General features: G+C 37.6%; 20 protein-coding genes. 15 read left to right on the top strand and 5 right to left on the bottom strand.

The window, feature by feature from the left end:
- Positions 1 to 15: 15 nt before the first annotated feature.
- Together GJU32_RS23620 and GJU32_RS15735 are read right to left on the bottom strand one after the other, a co-directional pair.
- Entirely contained in the window at positions 16 to 138 is a 123-nt protein-coding gene (locus GJU32_RS23620; RefSeq protein ID WP_009370491.1) for a hypothetical protein, read from the bottom strand.
- Positions 139 to 471: 333 nt separating this feature from the next.
- Positions 472 to 930, bottom strand: a complete 459-nt coding sequence (locus tag GJU32_RS15735) for a chemotaxis protein CheX (protein ID WP_155592907.1) — start codon at positions 928 to 930, stop codon at positions 472 to 474.
- A gap of 529 nt (positions 931 to 1,459) precedes the next feature.
- Here GJU32_RS15735 and GJU32_RS15740 point away from each other — a divergent pair.
- The 11 genes from GJU32_RS15740 to GJU32_RS15790 all read left to right on the top strand — a co-directional run bounded on the left by GJU32_RS15740 (position 1,460) and on the right by GJU32_RS15790 (position 13,474).
- Positions 1,460 to 2,473: an ABC transporter ATP-binding protein gene (locus GJU32_RS15740; protein ID WP_196426720.1), complete on the top strand. Its 1,014-nt coding sequence runs from the start codon at positions 1,460 to 1,462 to the stop codon at positions 2,471 to 2,473.
- Positions 2,448 to 3,425 (top strand): ABC transporter ATP-binding protein, encoded by a 978-nt coding sequence (locus GJU32_RS15745; protein WP_155592908.1) that lies wholly within the window; start codon positions 2,448 to 2,450, stop codon positions 3,423 to 3,425. Before GJU32_RS15740 ends, GJU32_RS15745 begins: the two co-directional genes overlap by 26 nt.
- Entirely contained in the window at positions 3,422 to 4,213 is a 792-nt protein-coding gene (locus GJU32_RS15750; protein WP_155592909.1) for an IclR family transcriptional regulator, read from the top strand. Before GJU32_RS15745 ends, GJU32_RS15750 begins: the two co-directional genes overlap by 4 nt.
- Before the next feature lie 31 nt (positions 4,214 to 4,244).
- Positions 4,245 to 5,825 (top strand): ABC transporter substrate-binding protein, encoded by a 1,581-nt coding sequence (locus tag GJU32_RS15755; protein WP_155592910.1) that lies wholly within the window; start codon positions 4,245 to 4,247, stop codon positions 5,823 to 5,825.
- Between the two features lie 68 nt (positions 5,826 to 5,893).
- Positions 5,894 to 6,826: a nickel ABC transporter permease gene (gene nikB / locus GJU32_RS15760; RefSeq protein WP_155592911.1), complete on the top strand. Its 933-nt coding sequence runs from the start codon at positions 5,894 to 5,896 to the stop codon at positions 6,824 to 6,826.
- On the top strand, positions 6,826 to 7,740 hold the full coding sequence (locus GJU32_RS15765) for an ABC transporter permease (protein WP_155592912.1): 915 nt from the start codon (positions 6,826 to 6,828) through the stop codon (positions 7,738 to 7,740). Before nikB ends, GJU32_RS15765 begins: the two co-directional genes overlap by 1 nt.
- An 8-nt stretch (positions 7,741 to 7,748) precedes the next feature.
- Complete coding sequence (locus tag GJU32_RS15770; RefSeq protein ID WP_155592913.1) at positions 7,749 to 10,574, top strand: M14 family metallopeptidase; 2,826 nt, start codon at positions 7,749 to 7,751, stop codon at positions 10,572 to 10,574.
- A 5-nt stretch (positions 10,575 to 10,579) separates the two neighbouring features.
- A complete protein-coding gene (locus GJU32_RS15775) occupies positions 10,580 to 11,194 on the top strand; it encodes a pyroglutamyl-peptidase I (RefSeq protein ID WP_155592914.1) in 615 nt (204 codons plus the stop codon).
- Positions 11,178 to 11,867, top strand: a complete 690-nt coding sequence (pxpB, locus tag GJU32_RS15780) for a 5-oxoprolinase subunit PxpB (protein ID WP_155592915.1) — start codon at positions 11,178 to 11,180, stop codon at positions 11,865 to 11,867. Before GJU32_RS15775 ends, pxpB begins: the two co-directional genes overlap by 17 nt.
- 3 nt (positions 11,868 to 11,870) lie before the next feature.
- Positions 11,871 to 12,734, top strand: a complete 864-nt coding sequence (locus GJU32_RS15785; RefSeq protein WP_155592916.1) for a 5-oxoprolinase subunit C family protein — start codon at positions 11,871 to 11,873, stop codon at positions 12,732 to 12,734.
- A complete protein-coding gene (locus tag GJU32_RS15790) occupies positions 12,731 to 13,474 on the top strand; it encodes a 5-oxoprolinase subunit PxpA (protein WP_196426721.1) in 744 nt (247 codons plus the stop codon). Before GJU32_RS15785 ends, GJU32_RS15790 begins: the two co-directional genes overlap by 4 nt.
- Before the next feature lie 40 nt (positions 13,475 to 13,514).
- Here the strand turns inward: GJU32_RS15790 and GJU32_RS15795 are convergent, their stop codons facing one another.
- Positions 13,515 to 13,835: a DUF4183 domain-containing protein gene (locus GJU32_RS15795; protein ID WP_155592918.1), complete on the bottom strand. Its 321-nt coding sequence runs from the start codon at positions 13,833 to 13,835 to the stop codon at positions 13,515 to 13,517.
- Between the two features lie 24 nt (positions 13,836 to 13,859).
- The gene (locus tag GJU32_RS15800; RefSeq protein WP_155592919.1) at positions 13,860 to 14,285 is read right to left on the bottom strand and encodes a DUF4183 domain-containing protein; all 426 of its coding nucleotides are present in this window, start codon (positions 14,283 to 14,285) and stop codon (positions 13,860 to 13,862) included.
- Between the two features lie 264 nt (positions 14,286 to 14,549).
- Here GJU32_RS15800 and GJU32_RS15805 point away from each other — a divergent pair, with 264 nt between their 5' ends.
- From GJU32_RS15805 to menE, 4 genes are all read left to right on the top strand, one after another.
- Positions 14,550 to 18,161 carry a dynamin family protein gene (locus GJU32_RS15805; protein ID WP_155592920.1) on the top strand — a complete coding sequence of 1,204 codons (3,612 nt, stop codon included), beginning with the start codon at positions 14,550 to 14,552 and terminating at the stop codon, positions 18,159 to 18,161.
- Positions 18,162 to 18,171: 10 nt separating this feature from the next.
- Positions 18,172 to 18,981, top strand: a complete 810-nt coding sequence (locus GJU32_RS15810; RefSeq protein WP_155592921.1) for a sulfurtransferase — start codon at positions 18,172 to 18,174, stop codon at positions 18,979 to 18,981.
- 1,350 nt (positions 18,982 to 20,331) lie between these two features.
- Entirely contained in the window at positions 20,332 to 21,903 is a 1,572-nt protein-coding gene (locus tag GJU32_RS15815) for an acyl-CoA dehydrogenase family protein (protein ID WP_155592922.1), read from the top strand.
- 34 nt (positions 21,904 to 21,937) lie between these two features.
- Complete coding sequence (gene menE / locus GJU32_RS15820) at positions 21,938 to 23,437, top strand: o-succinylbenzoate--CoA ligase (RefSeq protein WP_155592923.1); 1,500 nt, start codon at positions 21,938 to 21,940, stop codon at positions 23,435 to 23,437.
- 31 nt (positions 23,438 to 23,468) lie between these two features.
- On the opposite strand, the gene GJU32_RS15825 is transcribed toward menE, so the two are convergent.
- Positions 23,469 to 24,080: a TetR/AcrR family transcriptional regulator gene (locus GJU32_RS15825; RefSeq protein ID WP_155592924.1), complete on the bottom strand. Its 612-nt coding sequence runs from the start codon at positions 24,078 to 24,080 to the stop codon at positions 23,469 to 23,471.
- Between the last annotated feature and the right edge of the window lie 21 nt (positions 24,081 to 24,101).

The following is a 24,101-nucleotide window of genomic DNA, read 5'->3' on the forward strand; positions in this document are numbered from 1 at the left end:
TCCCTTCTTCGTAGATTAAAACCGTCCAATGAACAAATCGAAGCAGTACACCCAAAGTAAAATGATGATAATACCTACTCCAAAAACTGCATAGAGTGAACCTTTCAAATTCTCATCTGACTTCTTTTTGTTTGCCATTTTTTGTCCTCCTACGCTTTTTATTGTTGTGTTTCTTACTGTCATCATATAAAAATCCATTTCATTTTGATGTGAAAAAAATCACACATCTAAGCGAATTATGTGAAGAAAGTGTGAAAAATTAGGAACAGAAAAAAACAAGCCATCTCAAAAGTCATTGAGATAGCTTGCTGATTTATTGTATTTTGTTTAATTTTAGTAAATATAATAGATTGGAAGGAAAGCGTAAACCGCTCTTATCAATCTTTCATGCGCCTGACAAATCGGATACATGAATGCTGTATGCTCATGCATACAATGTCTTATTTGGAAATAATCTTTAATCCTCGTTTTCTATTCTTCTTCCTCGATTGTTAATAGAACTGTTAGTGCACCAATGCTTGGGAGCGAAACTGGGAGAGCAAATGCTTTTTCAAAGCCATATAATTTTGTATTGCCCACCATCACTGTTGGCGGAGTGATATCAATTTCTAAGCTTTCTTGCCCAACAGCTGTACATAAATTTCCTGCAATCATGTTACCAAATTCACCTGTAAAGGATTCTAACATTTCTCCCTCTAGTGGCATACCGAACATTGTACTGCCAATCCCTCCAAACACTTCGGGAGAGGAATCAATGATGACGCGCCCCTTTACATCTCCGATTAAGCCAATTAATACGCCCATTTGCTGTTGTTGAAAGGGTTCAGAAATAATACTAGGCGACTTTACTTCTATATCCATAGGAAGAATGGATTTTAAAGCGTGGATTGTCCCGTTTAAAATAGTTTGAAAGTACTTCGAATTACTCATGGTTACCGCATCCTTTTTCCGACTTTTCTACATCTTACCATGTAAAAAGGGTAAGATGAAAGTATGTCTTGACGAATTAACGTGAAATTTATAATATATTAATGAGAATGATTTTCAAATTCAATGTAATGGTCTATATTTATGTAAAAAGGAGCGGTTAGCAATGACATTCGTATTAATTGGAGCAGCTGTAGTCATCTATATTGGAGTTGGGAAATACGTCATGAAACAGGCGACTGCACATTTAAAATAAGAAATTGTATACCATAAAGCATGGTCCGAGTAATCGGGACCATGCTTTTTTTATGTTGAAAAAACTTTTTACTATAGGTTTTTGTTAGTAGGGAGCTTTTTAATAGGTGTTCCTATTAAAAAAAACAAAAGATCCTGATTTATATGTTTTATCTAAATAATTTAATTAAATAGAATTTTTATTTTTTTCTGAAAACTATTGAAATAACCCGCTGATTTCTGATAAGATTTTAAAAAATGGAATCGCGTTTCATATATTGGAACGGAGGGGGGAGAAATGAGCTTGAATATTTTAGAAGTTAAAGATTTGAAAATAGGTATTCAACAAAATAAAAAAGATATTGCTATTGTGAATGGATTGTCATTCCATCTTGAAAAAGGAAAAACCTTGGGGATTGTAGGGGAATCAGGTTGTGGAAAAAGTATGACATCACTTTCACTTATGGGATTGTTACCTTCTGGGGTTAATTGGCAAAGTGGCGAAATTTACATAGATCAAAAACAAATTAATAAAAAAGCGAAGAAGGAGTGGCGAAAGATTCGTGGGAAAAAAATTTCCATGATATTTCAGGAACCAATGAGTTCGTTAAATCCAGTGTATAAAGTCGGTTCTCAAATAATGGAGATGATTCATAGTCACGAAAATATTTCAAAAAAAGAAGCACATGAGCGTGCAGTTGATATGCTTCGTCTCGTTGGTATACCTCGTCCCGATAAAGTAGTAAATGAGTATCCTCATCAGTTATCAGGAGGAATGCGACAACGGGTAATGATCGCCATGGCTTTAGCTTGTGGACCGGAAATATTAATAGCAGACGAGCCTACTACTGCTTTAGATGTGACTATTCAGGCTCAAATTTTAGATTTAATGAAAGATGTACAGGAAAAATTAGACATGTCCATCATTTTAATTACCCATGATCTAGGTGTAGTAGCGGAAATTTGTGAGAGAGTAATCGTGATGTATGCGGGTGAAATAGTTGAAGAGGCGAATGTGTTGGATTTATTTGATCAACCTCTCCATCCATATACAAAAGGATTACTAAACTCATTGCCGGATATTGAATCGCAACAAGAGTATCTTCCATCTATTGAAGGGGTGGTACCATCGCCATCGGATATGCCTTCTGGTTGTAGATTTTTCGATCGATGTGAATTTGCAACAGATAAATGTAAAAACAAACCTGATCTATTTACAACGTCTATTGGTACCACAGTAAGATGTTGGTTATATGAAGAGAATGAAGTGGTAGGGGGAATTGGAAATGGGCAGTCCATTGTTAGAAGTTAAACACTTAAAAAAATATTTTCCAGTAAAAGGATCACGTACAGGGAATTTAAAAGCAGTAGATGATGTTTCATTTTTTGTAAATGAAGGAGAAGTTTTAGGAATCGTGGGGGAATCAGGGTGTGGAAAGTCCACTATGGGCAAAACAATAATCCAACTTCTTACACCTACTGAAGGTGAAATTTTACTGAACGGAGAAAATATTGCAACTCTTAGTCCAAAAGAGGTACGTCAAAAACGTCGTGATATGCAAATTATTTTTCAAGATCCTTTCTCATCCCTTAATCCTCGTATGAAGGTTTTTAAAATAATTGAAGAACCGTTAGTGAATTTTGGAATTGGAACAAAGGAAGAGAGGAAACAACGCGTTAATGAGGTAGCCAAGCAGGTTGGACTCACACAAAAGCAGTTAGAACGTTTCCCACATGAATTTTCAGGTGGTCAAAGACAACGAATTGGAATTGCTAGAGCATTAGTGTCAAATCCGAAATTGATTGTTGCAGATGAACCAGTATCTGCTCTTGATGTTTCGATTCAATCTCAAGTATTAAATATAATGAAAGATTTAAAAAAGGAAATGAACCTTACGTATATTTTCATATCTCATGATCTTAGTGTAGTGCACCATTTTTGTGACCGGATAGGAGTAATGTACTTAGGTAAGTTAGTGGAAATGGCAGACAAACATGAATTATTTAATAATCCTAAACACCCTTACACAAAAGCATTACTATCTGCATTACCAAAATCTCATCCTTCAAAAGTTAAGGAACGTATTGTGCTCAGTGGGGATGTTCCAAATCCAGCAAATCCACCATCTGGTTGCACCTTCCATACACGATGTCCAAGTTGTATGGAAATATGTAAAGTGACATCTCCGAGATTACACAGTATTGGCGATAAGCATGAAGTTTCATGTTTACTTTATGAAGAGCAAATGGAGCGATTAACATGAGCAAAACATTGGAAAAAGGTATCAACATTTTAACTTTATTCACTGAAGAAAAACCATCTTGGCGGTTAGACGAATTAGCAATCGAAACGGATATTCCTAAGCCGACCCTACATAGATTTTTAAAAACATTTACAGATTTAGGTGTATTAAAACGTCCTTATGTTCAAAGTGGTGGACAGCTAGTATTGAGCGATCATTATTTACTTGGACATAAGCTTATCGAATTAGGAGCGATTGCTGCTAATTCAATTGAAATTCGTTCTTTGGCTATACCGTATATGAAGATGTTGCAACAGAAATTTGACTTAGCTGTGCAGCTAATCGTTTTGGATGAAACAGATGGCCTTTATATTGAAAAAATTGAAAGTTTAAAACCTGTTCTATTGTATACACGAGTGGGAAGAAGAGCACCACTTTATGCAGGAGCTTGTTCGCGAATACTTTTATCTTTTCAATCGGAAGAAAAAATTAGTGAGGTATTGCAAAAACCACGTAAAAAATATGCTAGTGGAACGGCTGATAGTGACCAAGAAATCCACAAATTAATTGAGTTTGGGAAAAAAAATGGCTATGCCTACAGCGTGTCAGAATTGGAAGAAGGCACTGTTTCAATAGCAGTACCGATTTTCAATAGTGACCGCAGAGTAGAATACTCGATTAGTATAGCTGGTATAGAATCACTATTACCTCAAGAAAAAATAAATACATTTTTAGAAGGACTGTGGGAAACTGCTGCTTTAATATCTGCTGAACTAGGTTATTCGATGCCATATCCTTATGGTGTATAAATAGCACAAATACAAAAGGGGATGAACAATAGTGAAAAAACAAAAATGGATAGCGCTACTACTTGTTTGCATGATGGTTTTTTTATCAGCATGTAGTGGCGGTACATCATCAAAAGACGATAGTAAAAATAATAGCAAATCTTCTGGTGAAAACCCAGCAGGAACACGTGGTAATGAATTAGTTATTCGTGTTGCAGGAGATCCGCAAAACTGGGATCCGATTGATACGTTTTTACTTGCTTGGAGTACAGTTGCAACATCGGTATTTGAAGGATTAGTAAGTCGTTCTTTAGATTTAGAAATCCAACCAGGGTTAGCAGAGTCTTGGGAATATAAAGATGATAAAACAATTGTATTCAAACTGCGACAAGGTGTTACCTTCCATAATGGGGAACCCTTTAATGCAGAAGCAGTTAAATTTACATTTGATCGTTTGCTAGGTGAAGAAGGTCAAAAAGGTCCTCAATATTCAAACTATACTTCTATTGATAATGTGGAAGTAACTGGTGAATATGAAGTGACAATGCACTTAAATGCAATTGATCCAGTCCTATTAACAAAACTATCAGGTTATGGTGCTGTTATCGTTCCTCCTAAATATATTCAAGAAAAGGGAGCTGAGAATTTTGATATGAATCCTGTTGGAACAGGTCCATTCAAAATGACTGATTATCAACGAGATAAACAAGTGGTTATTGAGCGTTATGAGGGTTATTGGAATAAAGATGCTATTAAACTAGATAAAGTAACATATAAAGTTATTCCAGAAACAGCAACAGCATTGGCAGAATTACAAACAGGAAATATTGATATTATGACACGTTTAGAAGTTTCGCAAGCTGCAACAGCAGAAGGGTCTGACTTTATTGAGTTAATGGATGTGTCGACTCCTACAGCTTACTCAATCCGTTTTGATACAGCTCAAAAACCAGTGGATGATGTCCGTGTTCGTCAAGCTATTAACTATGCCATTGATAAGGAAAGGATTGTGAAAGAAATTTTAGGTGGCTACGGTAACCTCATTAGTTCTTTCCAAAGTAATCTCTCTTTTGGCTATAACAAAGATTTAGAGCCATACCCATATGATCCTGAAAAAGCAAAAAAATTACTTGCTGAAGCTAACGTTCCCGAAGGTACTACACTTGAGTTCTTTATTCCAGGTACGGATGGGACATTTAAAGAGATTGCACAAGCAGTAGCATTTTACCTAGAAGAAGTAGGATTAAAAGTTTCTATTAATAGCGTGGAAAACACTACATTCCAATCAGAATTAATACCACAAGGAAAAGCTGGTCATATGTATAAAAATGGCTGGGGTGGTTGGACTTTAGATTTTGATAATACAGCTTATTTAATGTATCACGAAGGAGAATTTTGGAACCCATCCTATAAAAATGAAAAAGTAGAACAATTATTAGCGGCAGAACGTGCCACTATTGATAATGACGAAAGACAAAAAGTCTTTAAAGAATTAACAGAAGTATTATATGAAGATGCTGCGGAAGTTAATTTATATTCAGAGGTTGAATTATACGCAGTGAATAAACGAATAAAAGGTTTCCAACCACCACATGATGGTCGTTTTAGATTTGAAGGTGTCACTGTCGAGTAAGTAAAAAATTATGAGATAGTATGCTTGTCATACTATCTCTTTCATTTCAAATTTAGGAGGATGGAATTATGCTTTCCTATATATTAAGACGTTTATCGCATACTGTGTTGGTGATAATTGCTGTTTCATTAATTATATTTTTCTCAATTCGATTAACAGGTGACCCTGTAAGTATTATGTTTGGTGCTGGTGAACCTTCACAGCAAGCAATAGAAGAGCTGACAGCCAAACTAGGTTTGGATAAGCCAGTTTGGGAGCAATACATCATATTTATGAAAGATTTAGTAACACTCGATTTTGGTACATCGTATCGTTCAAATAGTCCAGTCCTAGAGATGTTGCTCGAACGAGCATGGCCGACAATTGCACTTGCTTTAGGTGGAATGGCAGTAGCGTTGTTAATCGCTATTCCATTAGGTATTCTATCAGCAGTTTACAAAGGAAAATCTATTGATGTTTTTAGTCGTATTTTTTCTCTATTAGGCATTTCTTTCCCTAATTTCTGGTTAGCCTTTATGTTGATTTTAATTTTTGCTGTTCAATTAAAGTGGTTGCCGGTATCTGGATTTGATGGGTTTAGTTCATTGATATTACCATCAATTGCTTTGGGTTTAATTCTATCAGGTATATTAGTTCGATTAATTCGTACGTCTATGCTTGAGGTACTTAAAATGCAATATGTCACAACAGCACGCGCGAAAGGAATAAGAGAATGGCTAGTTATCATTCGACATGCCTTCCGCAATGCTCTATTGCCAACTGTAACATTTGTTGGTTTACAGTTTGGAGGGCTATTAGGGGGTGCAGTTATTGTAGAGCAAGTTTTTTCATGGCCTGGAATTGGAAGATTAATTGTTGATTCCATTAATCAACGAGACTATCCGGTAGTACAGGGGGGAGTAATACTTTTAGCGCTTATCATGATTTTAGTTAATCTGATTGTTGATTTATGCTACTCATTGATTAACCCGAAAATTCGAACGGGAAGAGGTGATAATTAATGACACAGGTAATGGAAACAGAAACAGAAACAGAAACAATAGCAGAAAAAAAAGTTAGTAGAGTAAAAAGTGTTTTGAAATTCATTAAGAACAATCCTACAGGGATAATAGGTTTGTTATTAGTTGTAACCACTATACTATGTGCTATTTTCGCTCCTTATATTGCACCGTATGACCCAGGAGCAGCTAGCTTAGGTCATCGTCTAGATTTGCCTAAATGGTTAGACGAAACAGGTAAATCTCAATATTTGCTTGGGGGAGATCAAGTTGGACGGGATTTGCTAAGTAGAATTATTTATGGTGCGCGCATATCACTATTAGTTGGTATTTGTGGTGTATTCATTTCTTTAGTCCTTGGTACGTTTCTAGGATTAGTTTCTGGATACTTTGGAAAATGGATGGATGATTTAATTATGAGGTTAGCTGAAGTTCAAATGGGGCTACCATTTATTTTACTAGCAATTGTAATTATGAGTGTATTTGGAACAGGTATTGAAAAAATTATTATTATCCTTGGGCTTACATATTGGGTTAGTTTTGCAAGATTAATTCGAGGAGAAATTTTGGCTTTAAAGGAACAAGAATATATTCAAGCTGCAAAGGCAATTGGAGGAACGCATTTTAAAATTATCCTTAAGCATATATTACCAAATGTTGCATCCTCTATTTTAGTGTTAGCAACTATGTGTATTGCAGAGTTTATCTTGTTGGAGGCGTCACTAACATTTTTAGGGTTAGGTGTCGAACCGACAGTTCCTTCGTGGGGCGGAATGTTAGCAGATAGTCGTAATTATATGACTTCAGCTTGGTGGATTTCTGTATTCCCAGGAATAGCAATTATGTTAACTGTACTAGGTTTTAACTTATTAGGAGATTGGTTACGAGATCGCTTAGATCCAAATATGAAAGTTTAGGTGATACTGTGAACTCTATTATATTTTCAAGTTTATTTAAAAAGAATGAAACGATAAAAAAACCTTCTTTATTTATAGATTTACCTATAAATCTTGCTCCATTAGGATTAATTGATTTTTGTGCAAGGTTAGGCTTTGAGTCAAATGAAATAGATTTTGATTTATTCCAATCATCAAATCAACAGTACTCGATGGAATTTTTACAGCATAGTAGCACATTTATTTCAAAGAATGAGACCACCTTTACAGTTTATTATGAGACTGAATCATCTCTGTCAACTTTGTTAAGTACGATAGCAAGTGAGGGTGTGCCTGAAACACATATAGACAAACCATCATCTTATTATGAAAGTTTAAGTCATCTCTGGTCAGCATATGGAACTGGTGAGAAAGATGAGGCACACCCACAACAACATTTAAGTTTGAAAATTAATTTACAGCAAGAAATACAGACAAATGCCATTATAAAAGAGGTTTGTTATCTTGCATTACGGTTAGGCTTATATTCTACCTCTGTTTCATTACCGGTTGTCACAAAAGATAATCGACAGTTATCGATTGATATTAAGCAAGGAACTGTAAATTTAATGGAGTTAAATTCTAAAAACGCCATTCAAATTTGCGGTACAAAAGAAAGCTTACCGACTGTTCTGCATTCAATAGCAAAAGAAAAGCATGTCTCTGAAGGTGGCTTACTTGGTATTTGGGAATTAAACGAAAAGCAAGTGAATGCAGCAGATATATTGTATGAAACAACATGGGAAGATGAATCGGAAGCATCGTATATTATAACTGCTTTACAAGATGAACCAAATAAAATGTTGGATGCTGAAATTTATATTACAGCTTCTAAAAAAAATCGAGATGAATACTGCTTAGAATTGTATAATAAATTTTCAAATTTAAACACGATTAAAGTTCGCTCTGCATTTAAAACAGGGTTATACTGGATATTAGAGGAAGTGCTTCCATCTGTTTCTGACCATTTCGAACAAGTAAAAATAGTTTGTAAAGATGGGGCTGGTGAAAAAGGTTTAGAACAACATAATCGGTGGATCATGGAACTTTACCCAGTGGATGAATTGATTGAAATGCAATATGGCGTATCAAAAGAGCAAGTACAATTTGAACTTTCTAGCACACAGCAGCACATTTATAGTGTATATGTAGATGATGTATTAATTGCTGAACTTAATCCTTTGATTAGTGAATTGGATTATGTTGACGGTCAGAAAAAAGTCTATCCAACTACAGCTGGGTATAGATTATTTGAAAGTAGTAATCTGATTCTAGAGAATATAGTATTGTCAGATCGTGAGCGTTTCTATAAAACGTACATTAAAGAATTTCTTCCTCAGATAGTGAAGAAATTAAAAATTGATGTAAATAATGTCAATCAAGGTCAATTGTTTCCTTTATTTGATCGAATTGAAATTGACTTTACTTCCTCTGGAATTGAAGAAGATTTAAACGTTAAACAAGAAGCAAATTCGTCGTTTGAGGCGCTATACGAGGATCTATATTTTAACACACTAGATTATTTTAATGAGCTAGGTCGTCGATTAGTTAATCAGCCTTATAAAGCCCCTGGTGGCGTTATACCTTATATTCATATAGAACAAGATATATATATGCCTATCAAAAGTTTAATACGGGTATATCAATGGCAAGATAAACCGAATGTAGATCCAGTTACAAAGCGAATCTTGTTTAATCAAAAAGGGCACTTTGAAACTGTGGAAATGGATACAGGTAATCAACCCAAGATAATTGAGGTCAAAACACATTTAAAACACAAAATGAAAAATGTTTTTCAATTATTAGCTCGTTTTAAAAATTACTCTGAGGTCAAATTAAATTATGGCGATATTTCTTATAAAGGTAATGTCATTCCATTTTTCGAAGTGACTGAACCAATTACAAGTGAATATTTTTCAGGGCTTAAAAAAACGGATGAAAAACATACGATTGTATTTGAGGCTGGGCATCATCCAAACGAAGTATCTAGTACGCCTGCTGTATTAGAGCTAATGGAAGATATGATTTGTCACCATCCAGAAATTTTAAAAAAGATTAACATAATCATTATTCCATTATCAAACCCAGATGGTTATGAAATTATGGAGAGTTTAACTAAAGAACATCCAAAATGGAAGCATCATGCTGCAAGGTTTAATGCAGTTGGTTTAGAATTTGCACATGTGAAATTCCAAAAAAGCGTATTTGGTGAGGCAAATGTTTTACCCCTAATTTTAAAAAAGTGGGCACCTGATATAGTAATTGATGATCATGGAATACCTGCTCGTGAGTGGGTTCAACCTTTCGCAGGTTATGCATGTCCACCTATTTTTCCTGTTTCTTACACACTCCCAAGTGCAAAGATATATGGAATTGGTCGTTATGCTGATCACGATACGAAGGAAGTTCAGGCTAAAAATCTGGAACTTGTAGCTGAAAAAGTGAATATGATTTTTGAAGGATCCACATTTGCTCAAGAAAACGCTTACTGGCGTGATCGATACTATAAATATGGAACAAAATGGGATCCTCGAAAATACCCAATTGAGGAAATGGGAAATATCAATTTTTATCGTAGTATGGAAGTTACTCCGACATACTCATCAGTTAGTATTTTACGTTATCCGCAGTGGGTGGCTCTAGATATAATTTCCGAAGTGGCCGATGAAATCGTTTACGATGAAGAATTAGTTTCGTGTATTGAAGCACATAAATTATTTAATCAGGCCATTATAGAAGCTGCAATAGCTACTCCAGTAGATAAAAATAAACAATCTGGACGCTACATAAAAAAACGTCCGATAGAAATTAGGTGACCAACATGACAAAAATATTATTAACTGGGTTTGAGCCATTTCTTGATTATAAGATCAATCCGACGATGCAAATTGTAGAAGCATTAGATGGAATTAAGATAGATGGCTATGCTATTGTCGGACGAATTATGTCTGTAGATTTTCAACAATCGGCTGGGCAGTTGAAGCAATTTATTGAGGAAGTGAAGCCGCAAATCATTATTTCTTTAGGATTAGCAGGTGGGCGATTTAAAATAACGCCAGAGCGTATTGCCATAAATGTGAAAGATGGGGAGCCTGATAATAATGGCTACACACCTGTTGATGAAAGTATTTATGAGGATGGGGCAGATGCTTTTCTAACGAATTTACCGATTCGCAATATGGTGAATCGATTACAGGCAGAGGGGTATCCAGCAGAAATCTCCAATACAGCAGGTACCTATTTATGCAATAACATTATGTATGAGGGGCTTGTATATGCACAGCAACATGAAGGGGTTCATGCTGGCTTTATCCATATTCCAGCATCCTTTGAGCTGGCTATCCAACATGGCAAAATTCCAGGCTGGAATAGCCAAGATTTAGTGGCAGCTGTAAAGCTTTGTATTGAGGAGACAGTTCGTGCAACCAATCATTGATTTTCCTCATTCGATGTGGATTAGCCAGCATACCGTTCGCTTTGCATTCAATGACGAAATCTCCCACACAAACTTCTGTGCAGTACAAGCATTTAGTCAGTTTCTGAAAAAACAGCTACGGCACCATCTAGTAGAAAGTGTCGCAAGTTATCATACAGTTACAGCTTATGTGAAACAAAAAATAGATATTGTACCATTAAGAACACAGTGGCTGGAGATGCAAGCTTCCACAAATGAAGGAACAAATCGTCTTTTAAAAATACCCGTGTGCTATGATGAAGAATTTGCCTTAGATATTCAGCGAGTGATGGACTTTACAGGTTTATCATTTGAGGACATAAAAACAGTGCATATGTCAAAGAGCTATTATGTTTATTTAATCGGATTTTTACCTGGCTTTCCTTATTTAGGAGAGCTTGATTCAAAATTGTTTGTGCCACGCTTAAAGAAACCAAGAGTTGCTGTATCCGCGAGTTCCGTTGGTGTAGGCGGTGGCCAAACAGGGATTTATCCAGTCGATTCACCAGGAGGCTGGAATATAATCGGAAAAACACCATTAGACTTATTTGATGTAAACGGTAAAGAGCCGTTTCTATTTGCTCTCGGTGACGAAGTTCAGTTTTATGAAGTAACCAAACAACAATTTTGGGAAATGAAAAGCAAAGGAGTGTAGCGATTGAAGCCACTTCTGCTCGTAACAAAACAAGGTGTTTATGGCAGCTTACAAGACCAAGGAAGGTACGGCTATCGGTCATTTGGTATTCCGTTATCTGGACCTATGGATAAAGTATCGTTTCAAGCAGCACAGCAAATCTTACAAAATCATCCTGACCAAACGTCTTTTGAAATGTTCGTAGGTGGTTTTGAATTTGAGGCATTGTCTGATGGGATGTATGTATTAACGGGTGGACATTGTACATGCCTTGTTAATAATGACCCGATAGAAATGTGGAAAACGTTTCGATTAACGAAGGGTGATCAATTAGCCATTAAAAGTGTCCATCAAGGCTCGATTGTCTATTTAACCCCCCTTGGAGGGTTTTATACAAAAAAAGAGCTTGGTAGTAGCTCATGCCTTCCTCTTGGTAATCTTGGGACATCTATTACAAAAGGCAGCATTTTGTACGGACAGATAACATCACCTTTAACATACAATAGAGGGCTTTATGCACCCTATCGTCCAACTTTTCTCAGCACAATTTCGGTTAGAATTTTCAAAGGACCGCATTTTCACTTATTTACGGAAGAGAGTCAACGACAATTTTTGCACAATCCTTTTCAATTTATCGGTGGCAATCGCATGGGCTATTACATAAAAGGGCCTGTCTTACAGCTTCATGAAATGCAAGATATTCTGTCAGAAGCCACACAGTTTGGCACAATCCAAGTGCCGCAAAGTGGTGATCCTATCATCTTAATGGCAGATGCTCAAACGGTGGGGGGCTATCCTATTATTGCGACGGTACATGAAGGTGATTTACATAAAGTAGCACAGATGCGTACGTTTAACACAATACAATTTGCACTGGAGGAAGCGTGATGCCAATTGATATTAATTGTGATTTAGGAGAAAGTTATGATGCTTTTATCACAGGAAAAGATGAAGAACTAATAGATTATGTGACATCGATTAATATTGCATGTGGCTATCATGCAGGTAATCATACGATCATGCATCAAACTGTTCGTAGTGCGATTCGTAAAAATGTTCATATTGGTGCGCATCCAGGCTATCCTGATCGAGAGGGATTTGGTCGCCGAAACATGGAATATAATATGACAGAAATTTACGATATGATGGTCTACCAGATGGGTGCCTTGCAAGCGTATGTTCATATTGAAAAGGGCACACTCCATCATGTTAAGCCACATGGAGCGCTCTATAATCAATGTGCTAATGATAAGGAAAAAGCGTTAGCTGTCGTCAATGCAGTGTACGATTTCAATCCACAGTTAATTTTATATTGTTTATCTGGTAGTCAAATGGAGATGATTGCAAAGGAAAAGGGGCTTCAAGTGTATGAGGAAGTTTTTTCGGATCGTCGTTATAATGATGATGGCACATTAGTGAGCAGACAGGAACCGAATGCCTTAATACAAAATGAAGCTGAAATGCTTCGTCATGTAAAAGGTATATTGACGACCAATGAAGTACTATCCGTACAGCAAAAAAAAATAAAAGTTGCTGCACAAACACTATGTATTCATGGAGATGGTCTGCATGCGCTGGACTATGCTAAAAAAATTGCTGCGCTCAGACGGCAACTACAACATAATTGAAATAATGGATGCCCTAAGTTATTTAAGGCATCCATTTTGTTTAGATGATAGTTAATAATTCAACAGCTTCAAGCACAATTGGCGTACCAGCTGAAAGTGTAGCTGTAACAGTATTGAACGTTACTGCCGTTGCAGATACTGTATAGGCATCACCTTCCTGTAGAACACCATTAATATATAAATTATAGTAGCCATTTACAACTACTGGAAAAGTTGTTGCCGCTGTACCGCTATCGTTTAAAAACGTTGTTGAAGCAACTGTAGTGCCATCTGTAATGATAAGAGGTGCAGCTAAGACGTTAAAAAATCTTGTAGAAGTACCTGTTACATTGACATGAATATTTATAATGGAAAGCGCCACCTGTTTCACCTCCTTTCAGGGCTTTTATTTTGTTGTGAAGCCTAGTGATTCAATGATGATGGGCGTTCCTCTATAAAGTGTTGCATTGTAAGGTACGATCGTTAATGAGGCTGGTGTTATCGTATAAATGCCACCTTCTTGCATAACAGCATTAATATACAGATTGACGTAGCCATTTGGTGAAAAGACCGTAAACTCAGTTATGGGATCGGCATTGTCATTCCAAAAGAGGGTCGCTGGAAGAGTTACACCATTTGTTAAATCAAGATCGGCTGTTACGATATAAAAATATCTATGGATTGTTGGTAAAATGGCTCCTTCTGGGATTACTTCAGGAGGAGGATCGATAGGCATTCCGTTAGTTGCTTTTATACGTGGCCAGAAAAATCGTTCCTCGCAGTTACACTGACAACTTGTTTCAATGATTCGATGATACTTAGGATTCACCATGTGCTATCACACTCCATTCTTATAAAAATAACCTTTGTCGTGAATACTTTTACTATAAAATATGAAGAAAATAGTATGTTAACTAGTTGACCAACTATCATTTGGTGATGATTATTTCGAATAAACATGCTTTTGAGGTGCAATCTAGCAGGATGGAAACGTTGGCGTATATGCTTTTTACCGTAAATTAGTGTTATACTTTGCTAGTTGAATAAGGTAGAATACTAATTATGAATAATTAACGAAAAAGGGGTTACTGGTTTCATGAAAGATTTTGATCAACAATTGGAGGGGCTTTTAAAGCAAGCTTCCTTGCAATACATAATATATCAGCATAATGGTGATACGGAGCGCATGGATAAAACATCACTTTTTGCTCGAAAAATCCAACAAAAAGAGTATGTGATTGGCTTTGCAGGCCATTTCTCTGCAGGGAAGTCGAGCATGATTAATGCGCTGTCTGGTGAGAATTTACTTGCATCTAGTCCAATTCCTACAAGTGCAAATATCGTGAAAGTGCATAAGTCAGAGGAAGATTTTGCAATTGTCTATATGCACAATGAAAAGCCTGTAAAATTTGAGGCAGGCTATGATTTTAAAACAGTAAAAGAGCTAAGTAAGAATGGGGATTTAGTGTCGCAAATTGAAATTGGACATAGTACTTCTACACTACCAGTAGGCGTTACAGTGATGGATACGCCAGGGGTAGACTCAACGGATGATGCGCACCGAATGTCAACTGAATCTGCACTCCATATTGCCGATATCGTATTTTATACAATGGACTACAACCATGTGCAGTCGGAGTTGAATTTCCAATTTACCAAGCAATTAATGAAATATAATCCAAACGTTTATTTAATTGTTAATATGATTGATAAACATAAAGACAATGAACTGAGCTTTGAAGACTTTAAAGCAACTGTTCATAATTCCTTTGCTGCATGGGGTGTTGTGCCTAAAGGTGTATTTTTCACATCATTGAGAGAGTCTGAACATCCACATAATGATTTTGAGGCAGTAAAGAAAATCGTTATGGATAGTATGAATGATTGGCAGGAGCAGCTTGTACAAACGGCAACGAATACATTGGGTTTATTACAAAGTGAGCATGACAATTATTTAATGGAAGAAAGACAGGATCGTTTAGATATCGATGAAGAGATTTTAAGTGCGGACGACTGGGCGCACCATCAAGATATTATAGAACAATACAACAAATTAAATCGTCAGGTTGAATTATTCTCAGTAGAGGCATGGAACGAAACATTTGAGGAGCAACGTAAGGAATTGCTTGCCAATGCAGCTATTATGCCGGCAGATTTACGTGATCGCTTACGCCTTTATTTAGAAAGTATGCAGGAAAGCTTTAAGGTAGGGGGACTCTTTACTGCGAAGAAAAAAACAGAGGAAGAGCGTAATCGTCGTAAAGAGGATGTTTTTAGTGCCTATCAAAACGTAGTGCACGCACAAATTACAGGGCATTTAAAAGGACTCATGAAAAAAGCATTGAAGGACGTTGGCGCATTAAATGATGAACGTGCCTCAGCCATTGATGCCTATGCATTTGATTTACCTTTTTCATTGATCGAGCAACAAGTTCAAACAGGTGCTCTGTTAACTGGTGATGCTGTATTAAACTTCGCTAACCGCGTGGCGGAGGCAACGAAGCGCTACTTTATTCAGGCAACAGATAGCTGGAAAAATGCGCAAGTGACAACGCTCGAAGCAGTAGCGACAGAAACAGCTGCTCCGTCAAAATTAAAAATGGCGGGTATGCAGGAGAAAGTAGATGCCATTAAGGCTGTGCTTGAAATCGAAGGCTATCAGCAATATAGTGCAAGCATTATGCATCAAGCGAGTAATGAAATCCGTAAAATCGCGAATCAACAGCTAACAAATTGGGAACATTCATTTAAGCAAGATTTAGCAGATATTCGATTGTTTGATGAATCCATGCTGAAGCCGAAAGAAGAAGTGATCCAACAGGAAGAAGCTCAGCAGGCTGTAAGTGCAGCGACCCTTCCAATTGATGGGGTCATCAATCGTGCATTGCATACAGCAAATGCTGTAAAAGAAGTTCAAGGATTTGCAGAAGTAGCCCAATACCTTGAAAATAAAGTGGAACGATTACAGAAAAAAGATTTTACAATCGCTTTGTTTGGGGCTTTTAGTGCGGGAAAATCATCATTCTCAAATGCATTAATGGGAGCAAAGGTGTTACCAGTATCACCAAACCCAACAACAGCAGCGATCAATAAAATTCGTCCTGTTACACCAGAGCATCCACATGAAACGGCAGATGTACAGCTTAAAACAGCTGAGCAAATGCTAGAGGATATTCAAGGCTCTTATGCAGCAATTGGCTTATCCGTTTCTTCATTAGATGAAGCGTTTAATCGTACTGACGAAGGGTTAGCAGTTCAGTTAACCGATGAGCGCTTAAATGTTCATAAGTCGTTTATTCGTGCTTATAAGGAAGGTTACTTGACGTTTAAATCAGAGCTTGGTTCAATCATTCGCGTAGACCGTGAAGAGTTTGAAAAATTTGTCGCACAAGAAAATAAATCATGTTTCGTTGACAATATCGACTTCTATTATGATAGTCCATTAACGCGTATGGGTGTGACACTGGTTGACACTCCAGGAGCGGACTCTATAAATGCACGTCATACAGGTGTAGCATTTGAATATATTCGTAATGCAGATGCCATCCTATTTATTACGTACTATAACCATGCCTTTGCTAAAGCAGACCGAGAGTTTTTAATTCAGCTTGGTCGTGTAAAGGATGCGTTTGAGCTTGATAAAATGTTCTTTATTGTGAATGCTATTGATTTAGCAACAACAGATGAAGAACAAGAAGATGTGAAAGGCTATGTTCGTTCAGAGTTACAACGATTTGGCATTCGTTTCCCTAGACTGCATGGGGTATCAAGCCTTCTAGCGTTAAAAGAAAAAGTAGAAGGTGCTGATTTAACATCTGGAATGCCACCGTTTGAAAACGATTTCCACACATTCTTAAATGATGAATTGAGTGCATTAGCGGTGCAGGCCCTTGCAGAAGAAGTTGATAAAACGGAACAACGTTTAGCGGATTTAATTGCACAAACAGAGGAAAACTTAAAACGTAAGGATGAGCGATTAGAGGAACTAACAACACTGGAACAGCATATTCAATCGAAGTTCAGTGTGCTCAATACAAGTATGCTTGAAAGCGAAACGAAACAAGAGCTTGATGAGTTACTGTATTATGTTCTACAGCGTGTTTATTATCGTTATCCAGAATTCTTTAAAGAAGGCTATAACCCTTCGACATTTGCAGCGATGCCAGCACAACAAGCATTGGAGCATGCATTGAAGGAAGTCATGCAAAGCTTGCGTTTCGATTTTACACAGGAAATGCGTGTAACAAACTTCCGTTTATCTCAGTTCATTAGCAAGAAGATGCAACAACGCTTTAAAGATGAAGTACGTGAACTGAAAGAGTTAAATCGAAGCTTCTCGTTTTTAGCATTTGAATCTTCTGAGCCAAATTTACTTGATTTTGAAGGTCCGTTTGCACATATCACGAAATATGCAAGTGTAAAATCTCACTTTCGCAACCAAAAAGCTTTCTTTGAAAAGAATGAAAAAATGAAGTTGAGTGAGGCACTAGAAGCTTTAACAAAACCAGATGCCCAAGATTATTTAGATGCACAGAAAATTTCTCTCATGACGTGGGCTATTACGTTTATTGCAGAGGAAGCAGAAAAATTACGTTTATATATTTATCATCAAGCGCTTGAACAAATTGAGACAGAAAGACTGGCATTGCAAGAAGAGAGTCGTTTAGCTTCTTGGAAAGCGATTTACGCACAATTACAATACGCATGAGGTGATTCATATGGGAAAAGTATTCAAATCAGTGGATGAAATTCAGTTTGATGGTGTCCGTTTTATCGATGCTCGTTTCGATCTTCAGAATAAAGAGGCGGGAAAAAAGGCATTTGAAGATGGCCATGCAACTGGCGCGATTCATATAGATTTAGAACAACAGCTATCAGATATGGACAGTAAAGATGGGCGTCACCCAATGCCAAGCAAAGAAAAATTGGCTTCCGTATTTCAAGAATTAGGCTTGCGTTATGAAGATCAAATTGTTGTGTATGACCAAGGAGCAGCTCCATTTGCACCACGTGCTTGGTGGATGCTGACGTACGCTGGTTTCCCGAATGTTGTGATTATAAATGGCGGCGCACCTGCACTAGAGGCGAAAATCCCGTTCACCAAGGATATTATTAAATATCCACCAACAATCATAGATTTTGTTTGGAAGGATGAGCTTTATGCCCCACGCCAAGCGGTAAAAGCAATTGTAGATGGAGAATTTCAGGCAACTTTACTTGATGCACGTGCAGCTGAACGTTACCGTGGTGAAATGGAGCCACTGGATAAGGTAGCAGGGCATATCCCAACTGCAAAAAACTTTGACTGGGAGCAATTAAAGGCAGATGGCCAATTAAAGGCGAACGATGCATTACGACAAAAAGTTGCGCGTGATGAACCGATAGTTGTCTACTGTGGTAGCGGTGTGACAGCATCCCCGTTGTATGCTGTTTTAGCAGACGAAGGCTACGAAAACATCCAATTATATGTAGGCAGCTTTAGTGATTGGATTACACAGTATGATGTGGAAAAAGGTACAAATGAATAGAGATTGAATGAAGAAACGCTCACTTTGGTGGGCGTTTTTTTAGTTTGGAAAGTGGTGATGGAACGTTTAACGTGGTGGTTAGAATTGAAAAATTGGTGCCATACACCGCTCGATGTGTGAGGTAGAATCATCGGGGTGGATAGACCGCCCGGAGTGACGGATAGAAACGAAAAAGTGGTGGATAGACCGCTGAGAGTGGCGGATAGAATAGAAAAAGTGAAGGATAGCGCCAATTGAGGTGGATAGAATGCTCAAAGTGATGGATAGAACAGAAAAAGAAGTGGATAGACCGCTCGAAGAGAAGGATAGCGAGCATCGAGGTGGATAGAATGCTCAAAGTGACGGATAGAATGAACAAAGTGATGGATAGAACAGAAAAAGAAGTGGATAGAACGATCGAAGAGAAGGGTAGCCCTCATCGAGGTGGATAGAATGCGCAAAGTGATGGATAGAACAGAAAAAGAAGTGGATAGACCGCTCGAAGAGAAGGATAGCGAGCATCGAGGTGGATAGAATGCTCAAAGTGACGGATAGAATGAACAAAGTGATGGATAGAACAGAAAAAGAAGTGGATAGAACGATCGAAGAGAAGGGTAGCCCTCATCGAGGTGGATAGAATGCGCAAAGTGATGGATAGAACAGAAAAAGAAGTGGATAGACCGCTCGAAGAGAAGGATAGCGAGCATCGAGGTGGATAGAATGCTCAAAGTGATGGATAGAACAGAAAAAGCAGTGGAAAGAACGCTCGAAGTGAAGGATAGCGAGCATTGAGGTGGATAGAATGCTCAAAGTGATGGATAGAACAGAAAAAGAAGTGGATAGACCGCTCGAAGAGAAGGATAGCGAGCATCGAGGTGGATAGAATGCTCAAAGTGACGGATAGAATGAACAAAGTGATGGATAGAACAGAAAAAGAAGTGGATAGAACGATCGAAGAGAAGGGTAGCCCTCATCGAGGTGGATAGAATGCGCAAAGTGATGGATAGAACAGAAAAAGAAGTGGATAGACCGCTCGAAGAGAAGGATAGCGAGCATCGAGGTGGATAGAATGCTCAAAGTGATGGATAGAACAGAAAAAGCAGTGGAAAGAACGCTCGAAGTGAAGGATAGCGAGCATTGAGGTGGATAGAATGCTCAAAGTGATGGATAGAACAGAAAAAGAAGTGGATAGACCGCTCAAAGCAGTGGATAGAAACGAAAAAGTGAACGATAGATAGTGTGCTCGAAGTATCAGATAGCCTGATTAAAGTACGAAAACGAACTAAGATAATTAATAAATAAACACTGTTTACTTTTTCTAATTACGATGCTAAAATATTCTTAAAATTTAGAAAAGGAGTGTGTGCATGGATGCATGTTGGAGAAAAAACGTATAGTTTTCGAGAATTTATTGATAAAAGAGATGCCATGAATGATTTGGATAATCCTTTTTTATTACAAGTCCTACAACAGTTTAGTTGTGAAACATGGGGTGAAATGCTGCCGAGATTAGAGCCTTTTGTGGAAAAATTATCAACAGAGTGGCGTTCTGTGGCTGCTGAAAGTGCACGACCTGAAAATCAGCCTAAAATAAGACATTATAATGCATATAATGAGCGCATTGATCGCATTATTCGTTCGAATGAAATGCAACAAATGGAGAAAGACATATTCGGATATGGGCTATTTTCTAAGGACCAGCTGAAAAATGAAGGAATCGTCAAGCGCTTTTTTTTACATGGTAATGGAGAAGCGGGAATTACTTGTCCATTAGCATGTACAGATGGACTGATTGCCTTAATAGAGCTTTTCAAGGAGGAGGCTCCTGATGAAGTAAAGCGCATCTATGAGCATGTGACAGAAGGCTATGAGGGCCATTTTGGGATCGGTGCACAGTATATGTCAGAGATTCAGGGAGGATCAAACATTCCAGCGAATGTACTGATGGCTAAGCCGGAGGGCGAGCATTATCGGTTATTTGGCAATAAATTTTTCTGCTCAGCGGTGCATGCTGATTATGCTGTAGTGACTGCACGTGTCGAGCATACTGATGATATTGCGGTGTTCATTGTACCTACCTGGCAAGGGGATAAGGAAAAAGAGAAAAGAAATCATCACGTGATCAATCGTTTGAAATGGAAAATCGGTACCGCAGAGTTACCATCCGCAGAAATCGATTATCAAGGAGCAATTGCTTATCGCATAGGTCCACAAAATCGAGGAGTTGCCCTTGCTGTTAGTATGGTCTTAACACGTTCACGATTGGATATTGGGTTTGCTAGTGGCGCTTTTTTAATGAGAGCTGCACGAGAAGCGAAGCTATATGCAAACTTTAGATCAGTATTTGATCGACACATTGATGAGTTTCCAATGGCGGCAGCACAGCTTGAGGATTTGGAATATGCCGCCAAACGTATTGTTGGTACAGCCTTTCATATTTATCAAGCATTTATTCAAACGCAACAAGAACCTAACACGTTAGAGGCGTTCGTTGTGCGTGAATTAATTTTATTACAAAAAATTTATGCCTCAAAAGAAGCTGTAGATAAGCTTCGTTTGGCTATTTCTATTTTTGGTGGCCATGGGGCGATTGAAGATTTTTCAGCAATCCCAAGATTATTTAGAGATAGCTTAGTGAATGAATTATGGGAGGGGCCAAGAAACGTATTATTATCTCAGATATATAGAGATCTTGTGAAGATGAGACAGCAAATTTCTATTTATGATTTAATTGCTAGCATTCTCGTAGATAGTTCAGAGAAGGAAGTAAAGCTGTTTGCAGAACAAATCGAACAATTAATGCAAGTGAATTTAATCGCGTTTCCAAACCATGAGAATCGTCAAGCAGCAAGGAAATGGGAACAAATCTGGGAAGAGATTTTCACCTTATTTCAGGAGCAAACCATAAAGGATAAAAAAGATTTACCAATTGCACTAGATTAGTATGTTGACAAAAAATTGTGTAGGGGTGGCCATTATGAACATCAATATTGGTAAGTTGTTACAACATCGCGCGGTTTTAATGGGGGAGAAGGAGGCTTTTATCCACAAAGACAAGCGGTGGACATTTCAACAAATGAATGCGAGGGCCAATGGCTTTGCTCATTTTTTAAAGAAACAAGGTTTTGCTAAAGGGGATCGTCTAGCGATTTTATGCAAGAATAATGAAGATTTTATTGCTGTGTTAATGGGGGCATCGAAGATTGGTGTCGTCACTGTTGTTTTAAATTGGCGTCTGCAAGTACCGGAGCTTCAATATATTGTGGGGCACAGTAAAGTAAAGCTCGTTATTTATGATGTTGATTTTGAGTCAACAATTCAAGCATTACAAGAACAAGGTGTGATTACTGACGTTCTATCCCATACAACTGTCCCTTCTCTGCAGGAAGTTTTTGATGAGAACGTACAAGAACCTGTTTACGATGCTAGTAGTGATGATGTAGCGCTTATTATGTATACGTCAGGTACAACAGGTAAGCCAAAGGGAGCGATGATTTCTCACAATAATTTATATGCTGCGGGAATAGGTTTATCGCAAACCATAGACTGGTGGGAGGATGACCGTTTCTTAATGGTGGCACCATTTTTCCACATAGGTGGCATCGCTCCGCTCATTACGAATATTATGTGTGGCTGTACGATGGTACTCATGGAAACGTTTGAGCCTATGGCAGCTTGGAAAATTGTAGAGCAAGAAAAGATTACGACCATGATGACAGTACCAACAATGCTAGCATACTTATTAAAAACTTATGAGGTTGCACATGCTAACGCATCTTCTATTCGAAACATTACCTGTGGTGCTTCGTCTGTGCCTGTTCCACTTATTTTAGGATTTCGCCAACTAGGTATTCCCATTCAACAAGTGTATGGAATTACGGAATACACAGGTGCAGTGACAATGTGGAAGGAGCAGATGGATAAAGATAAGTATGATTCTATGGGCAAATCGATGATGCATGGTGAAATAGCAATTGTTGATGTGAAGTCAGATGAAGTGCTATCTCCAGGTGAGGTAGGGGAAATCAGTTTACGTGGCCCACAAGTGTTTGTCGGTTATTTCGAAAATATGGAAGCGACAAAGCAAGTGTTAAGGAACGGCTGGTACCTTACTGGAGATGTTGGCTATATGGATCGTGATGGCTATTTATTTGTAGTTGACCGCATAAAAGATATGATTATTAGTGGTGGAGAAAATATATATTCTGCAGAATTAGAACTAGTGCTTGCCACTCATCCAGCTGTTACAGATGTAGCGGTGATTGGCGTTCCAGATGAAAAGTGGGGCGAGATTCCAAAAGCTTATATAGTAGTAAAACCAGAAGTATCGATAACAGAAGCGGAAATAATGGCGTTTTGTAAAGAGAATTTAGCTTCCTACAAAGCTGTGAAAGAAGTAGAGTTTGTTGAACAGCTTCCTCGAAATGCTGTTGGAAAATTACTCAAGCATCAGTTAAAGCAGGGAGTCAAACAATAATAAAAGATGAGGACAAAATAAAAGGCAGGTTTTATTTTTCCTGCCTTTTTATTGTGACGATCAATAGATCTGTTAGTTGTTTCATATGTTGCCAGGTTGCGTCTTTTGAACGACCAGGTAAATTTTTATAGGTAATTAATAGGCCATTTAACGATGCAAAATAAAGTTGTACGGCATTTTTAAGATTTTCCTCAGGGAGATGTAGACTTAAAGCTTCTTTGAAAAGTGAAAATAGTTGATCGATAATGTCGCGTAACTCTTGTGAGACATTGCCATGTTGTTCGTTTTCTAGCATGAAATAGGTCATCATTTGATATAGATTATCGTGCGTATACATATATTCTATATATTTTGTTGTCAGCAATTCGAGTTGATGTTCTTGTCCCTCAATTGTTTGTTGTAATACGATTAATAGGTTTGCGCTTTCAATTTTAAATGCCGTCATAAATAGATGTTGTTGATCATCAAAATATTGATAGATTAGACCTGGAGAAACGTTTGCATGCTTAGCAATAGTTCGCATACTCACCTCAGCAAATGGCTTGGAACTAAATAATTCGATCGCGGCATTAATAATATTTTCTCTATTGATAGTTTTTTTCTGTTCTCGCTTGGACACTTGCTGAACTTCTTTTGTCTCCATAAGTAATGCTCCTTCACACTT

The organism is Lysinibacillus cavernae (assembly GCF_009724685.1).
GTDB lineage: Bacteria > Bacillota > Bacilli > Bacillales_A > Planococcaceae > Lysinibacillus > Lysinibacillus cavernae.

Coding starts and splice junctions, on each gene's coding strand:
- GJU32_RS23620 (WP_009370491.1), bottom strand. CDS start 138: ATGGCAAACAAAAAGAAGTCAGATGAGAATTTGAAAGGTTCACTCTAT.
- GJU32_RS15735 (WP_155592907.1), bottom strand. CDS start 930: ATGAGTAATTCGAAGTACTTTCAAACTATTTTAAACGGGACAATCCAC.
- GJU32_RS15740 (WP_196426720.1), top strand. CDS start 1,460: ATGAGCTTGAATATTTTAGAAGTTAAAGATTTGAAAATAGGTATTCAA.
- GJU32_RS15745 (WP_155592908.1), top strand. CDS start 2,448: ATGGGCAGTCCATTGTTAGAAGTTAAACACTTAAAAAAATATTTTCCA.
- GJU32_RS15750 (WP_155592909.1), top strand. CDS start 3,422: ATGAGCAAAACATTGGAAAAAGGTATCAACATTTTAACTTTATTCACT.
- nikB (WP_155592911.1), top strand. CDS start 5,894: ATGCTTTCCTATATATTAAGACGTTTATCGCATACTGTGTTGGTGATA.
- GJU32_RS15765 (WP_155592912.1), top strand. CDS start 6,826: ATGACACAGGTAATGGAAACAGAAACAGAAACAGAAACAATAGCAGAA.
- GJU32_RS15775 (WP_155592914.1), top strand. CDS start 10,580: ATGACAAAAATATTATTAACTGGGTTTGAGCCATTTCTTGATTATAAG.
- GJU32_RS15800 (WP_155592919.1), bottom strand. CDS start 14,285: ATGGTGAATCCTAAGTATCATCGAATCATTGAAACAAGTTGTCAGTGT.
- GJU32_RS15805 (WP_155592920.1), top strand. CDS start 14,550: ATGAAAGATTTTGATCAACAATTGGAGGGGCTTTTAAAGCAAGCTTCC.
- GJU32_RS15810 (WP_155592921.1), top strand. CDS start 18,172: ATGGGAAAAGTATTCAAATCAGTGGATGAAATTCAGTTTGATGGTGTC.
- GJU32_RS15815 (WP_155592922.1), top strand. CDS start 20,332: ATGCATGTTGGAGAAAAAACGTATAGTTTTCGAGAATTTATTGATAAA.
- menE (WP_155592923.1), top strand. CDS start 21,938: ATGAACATCAATATTGGTAAGTTGTTACAACATCGCGCGGTTTTAATG.
- GJU32_RS15825 (WP_155592924.1), bottom strand. CDS start 24,080: ATGGAGACAAAAGAAGTTCAGCAAGTGTCCAAGCGAGAACAGAAAAAA.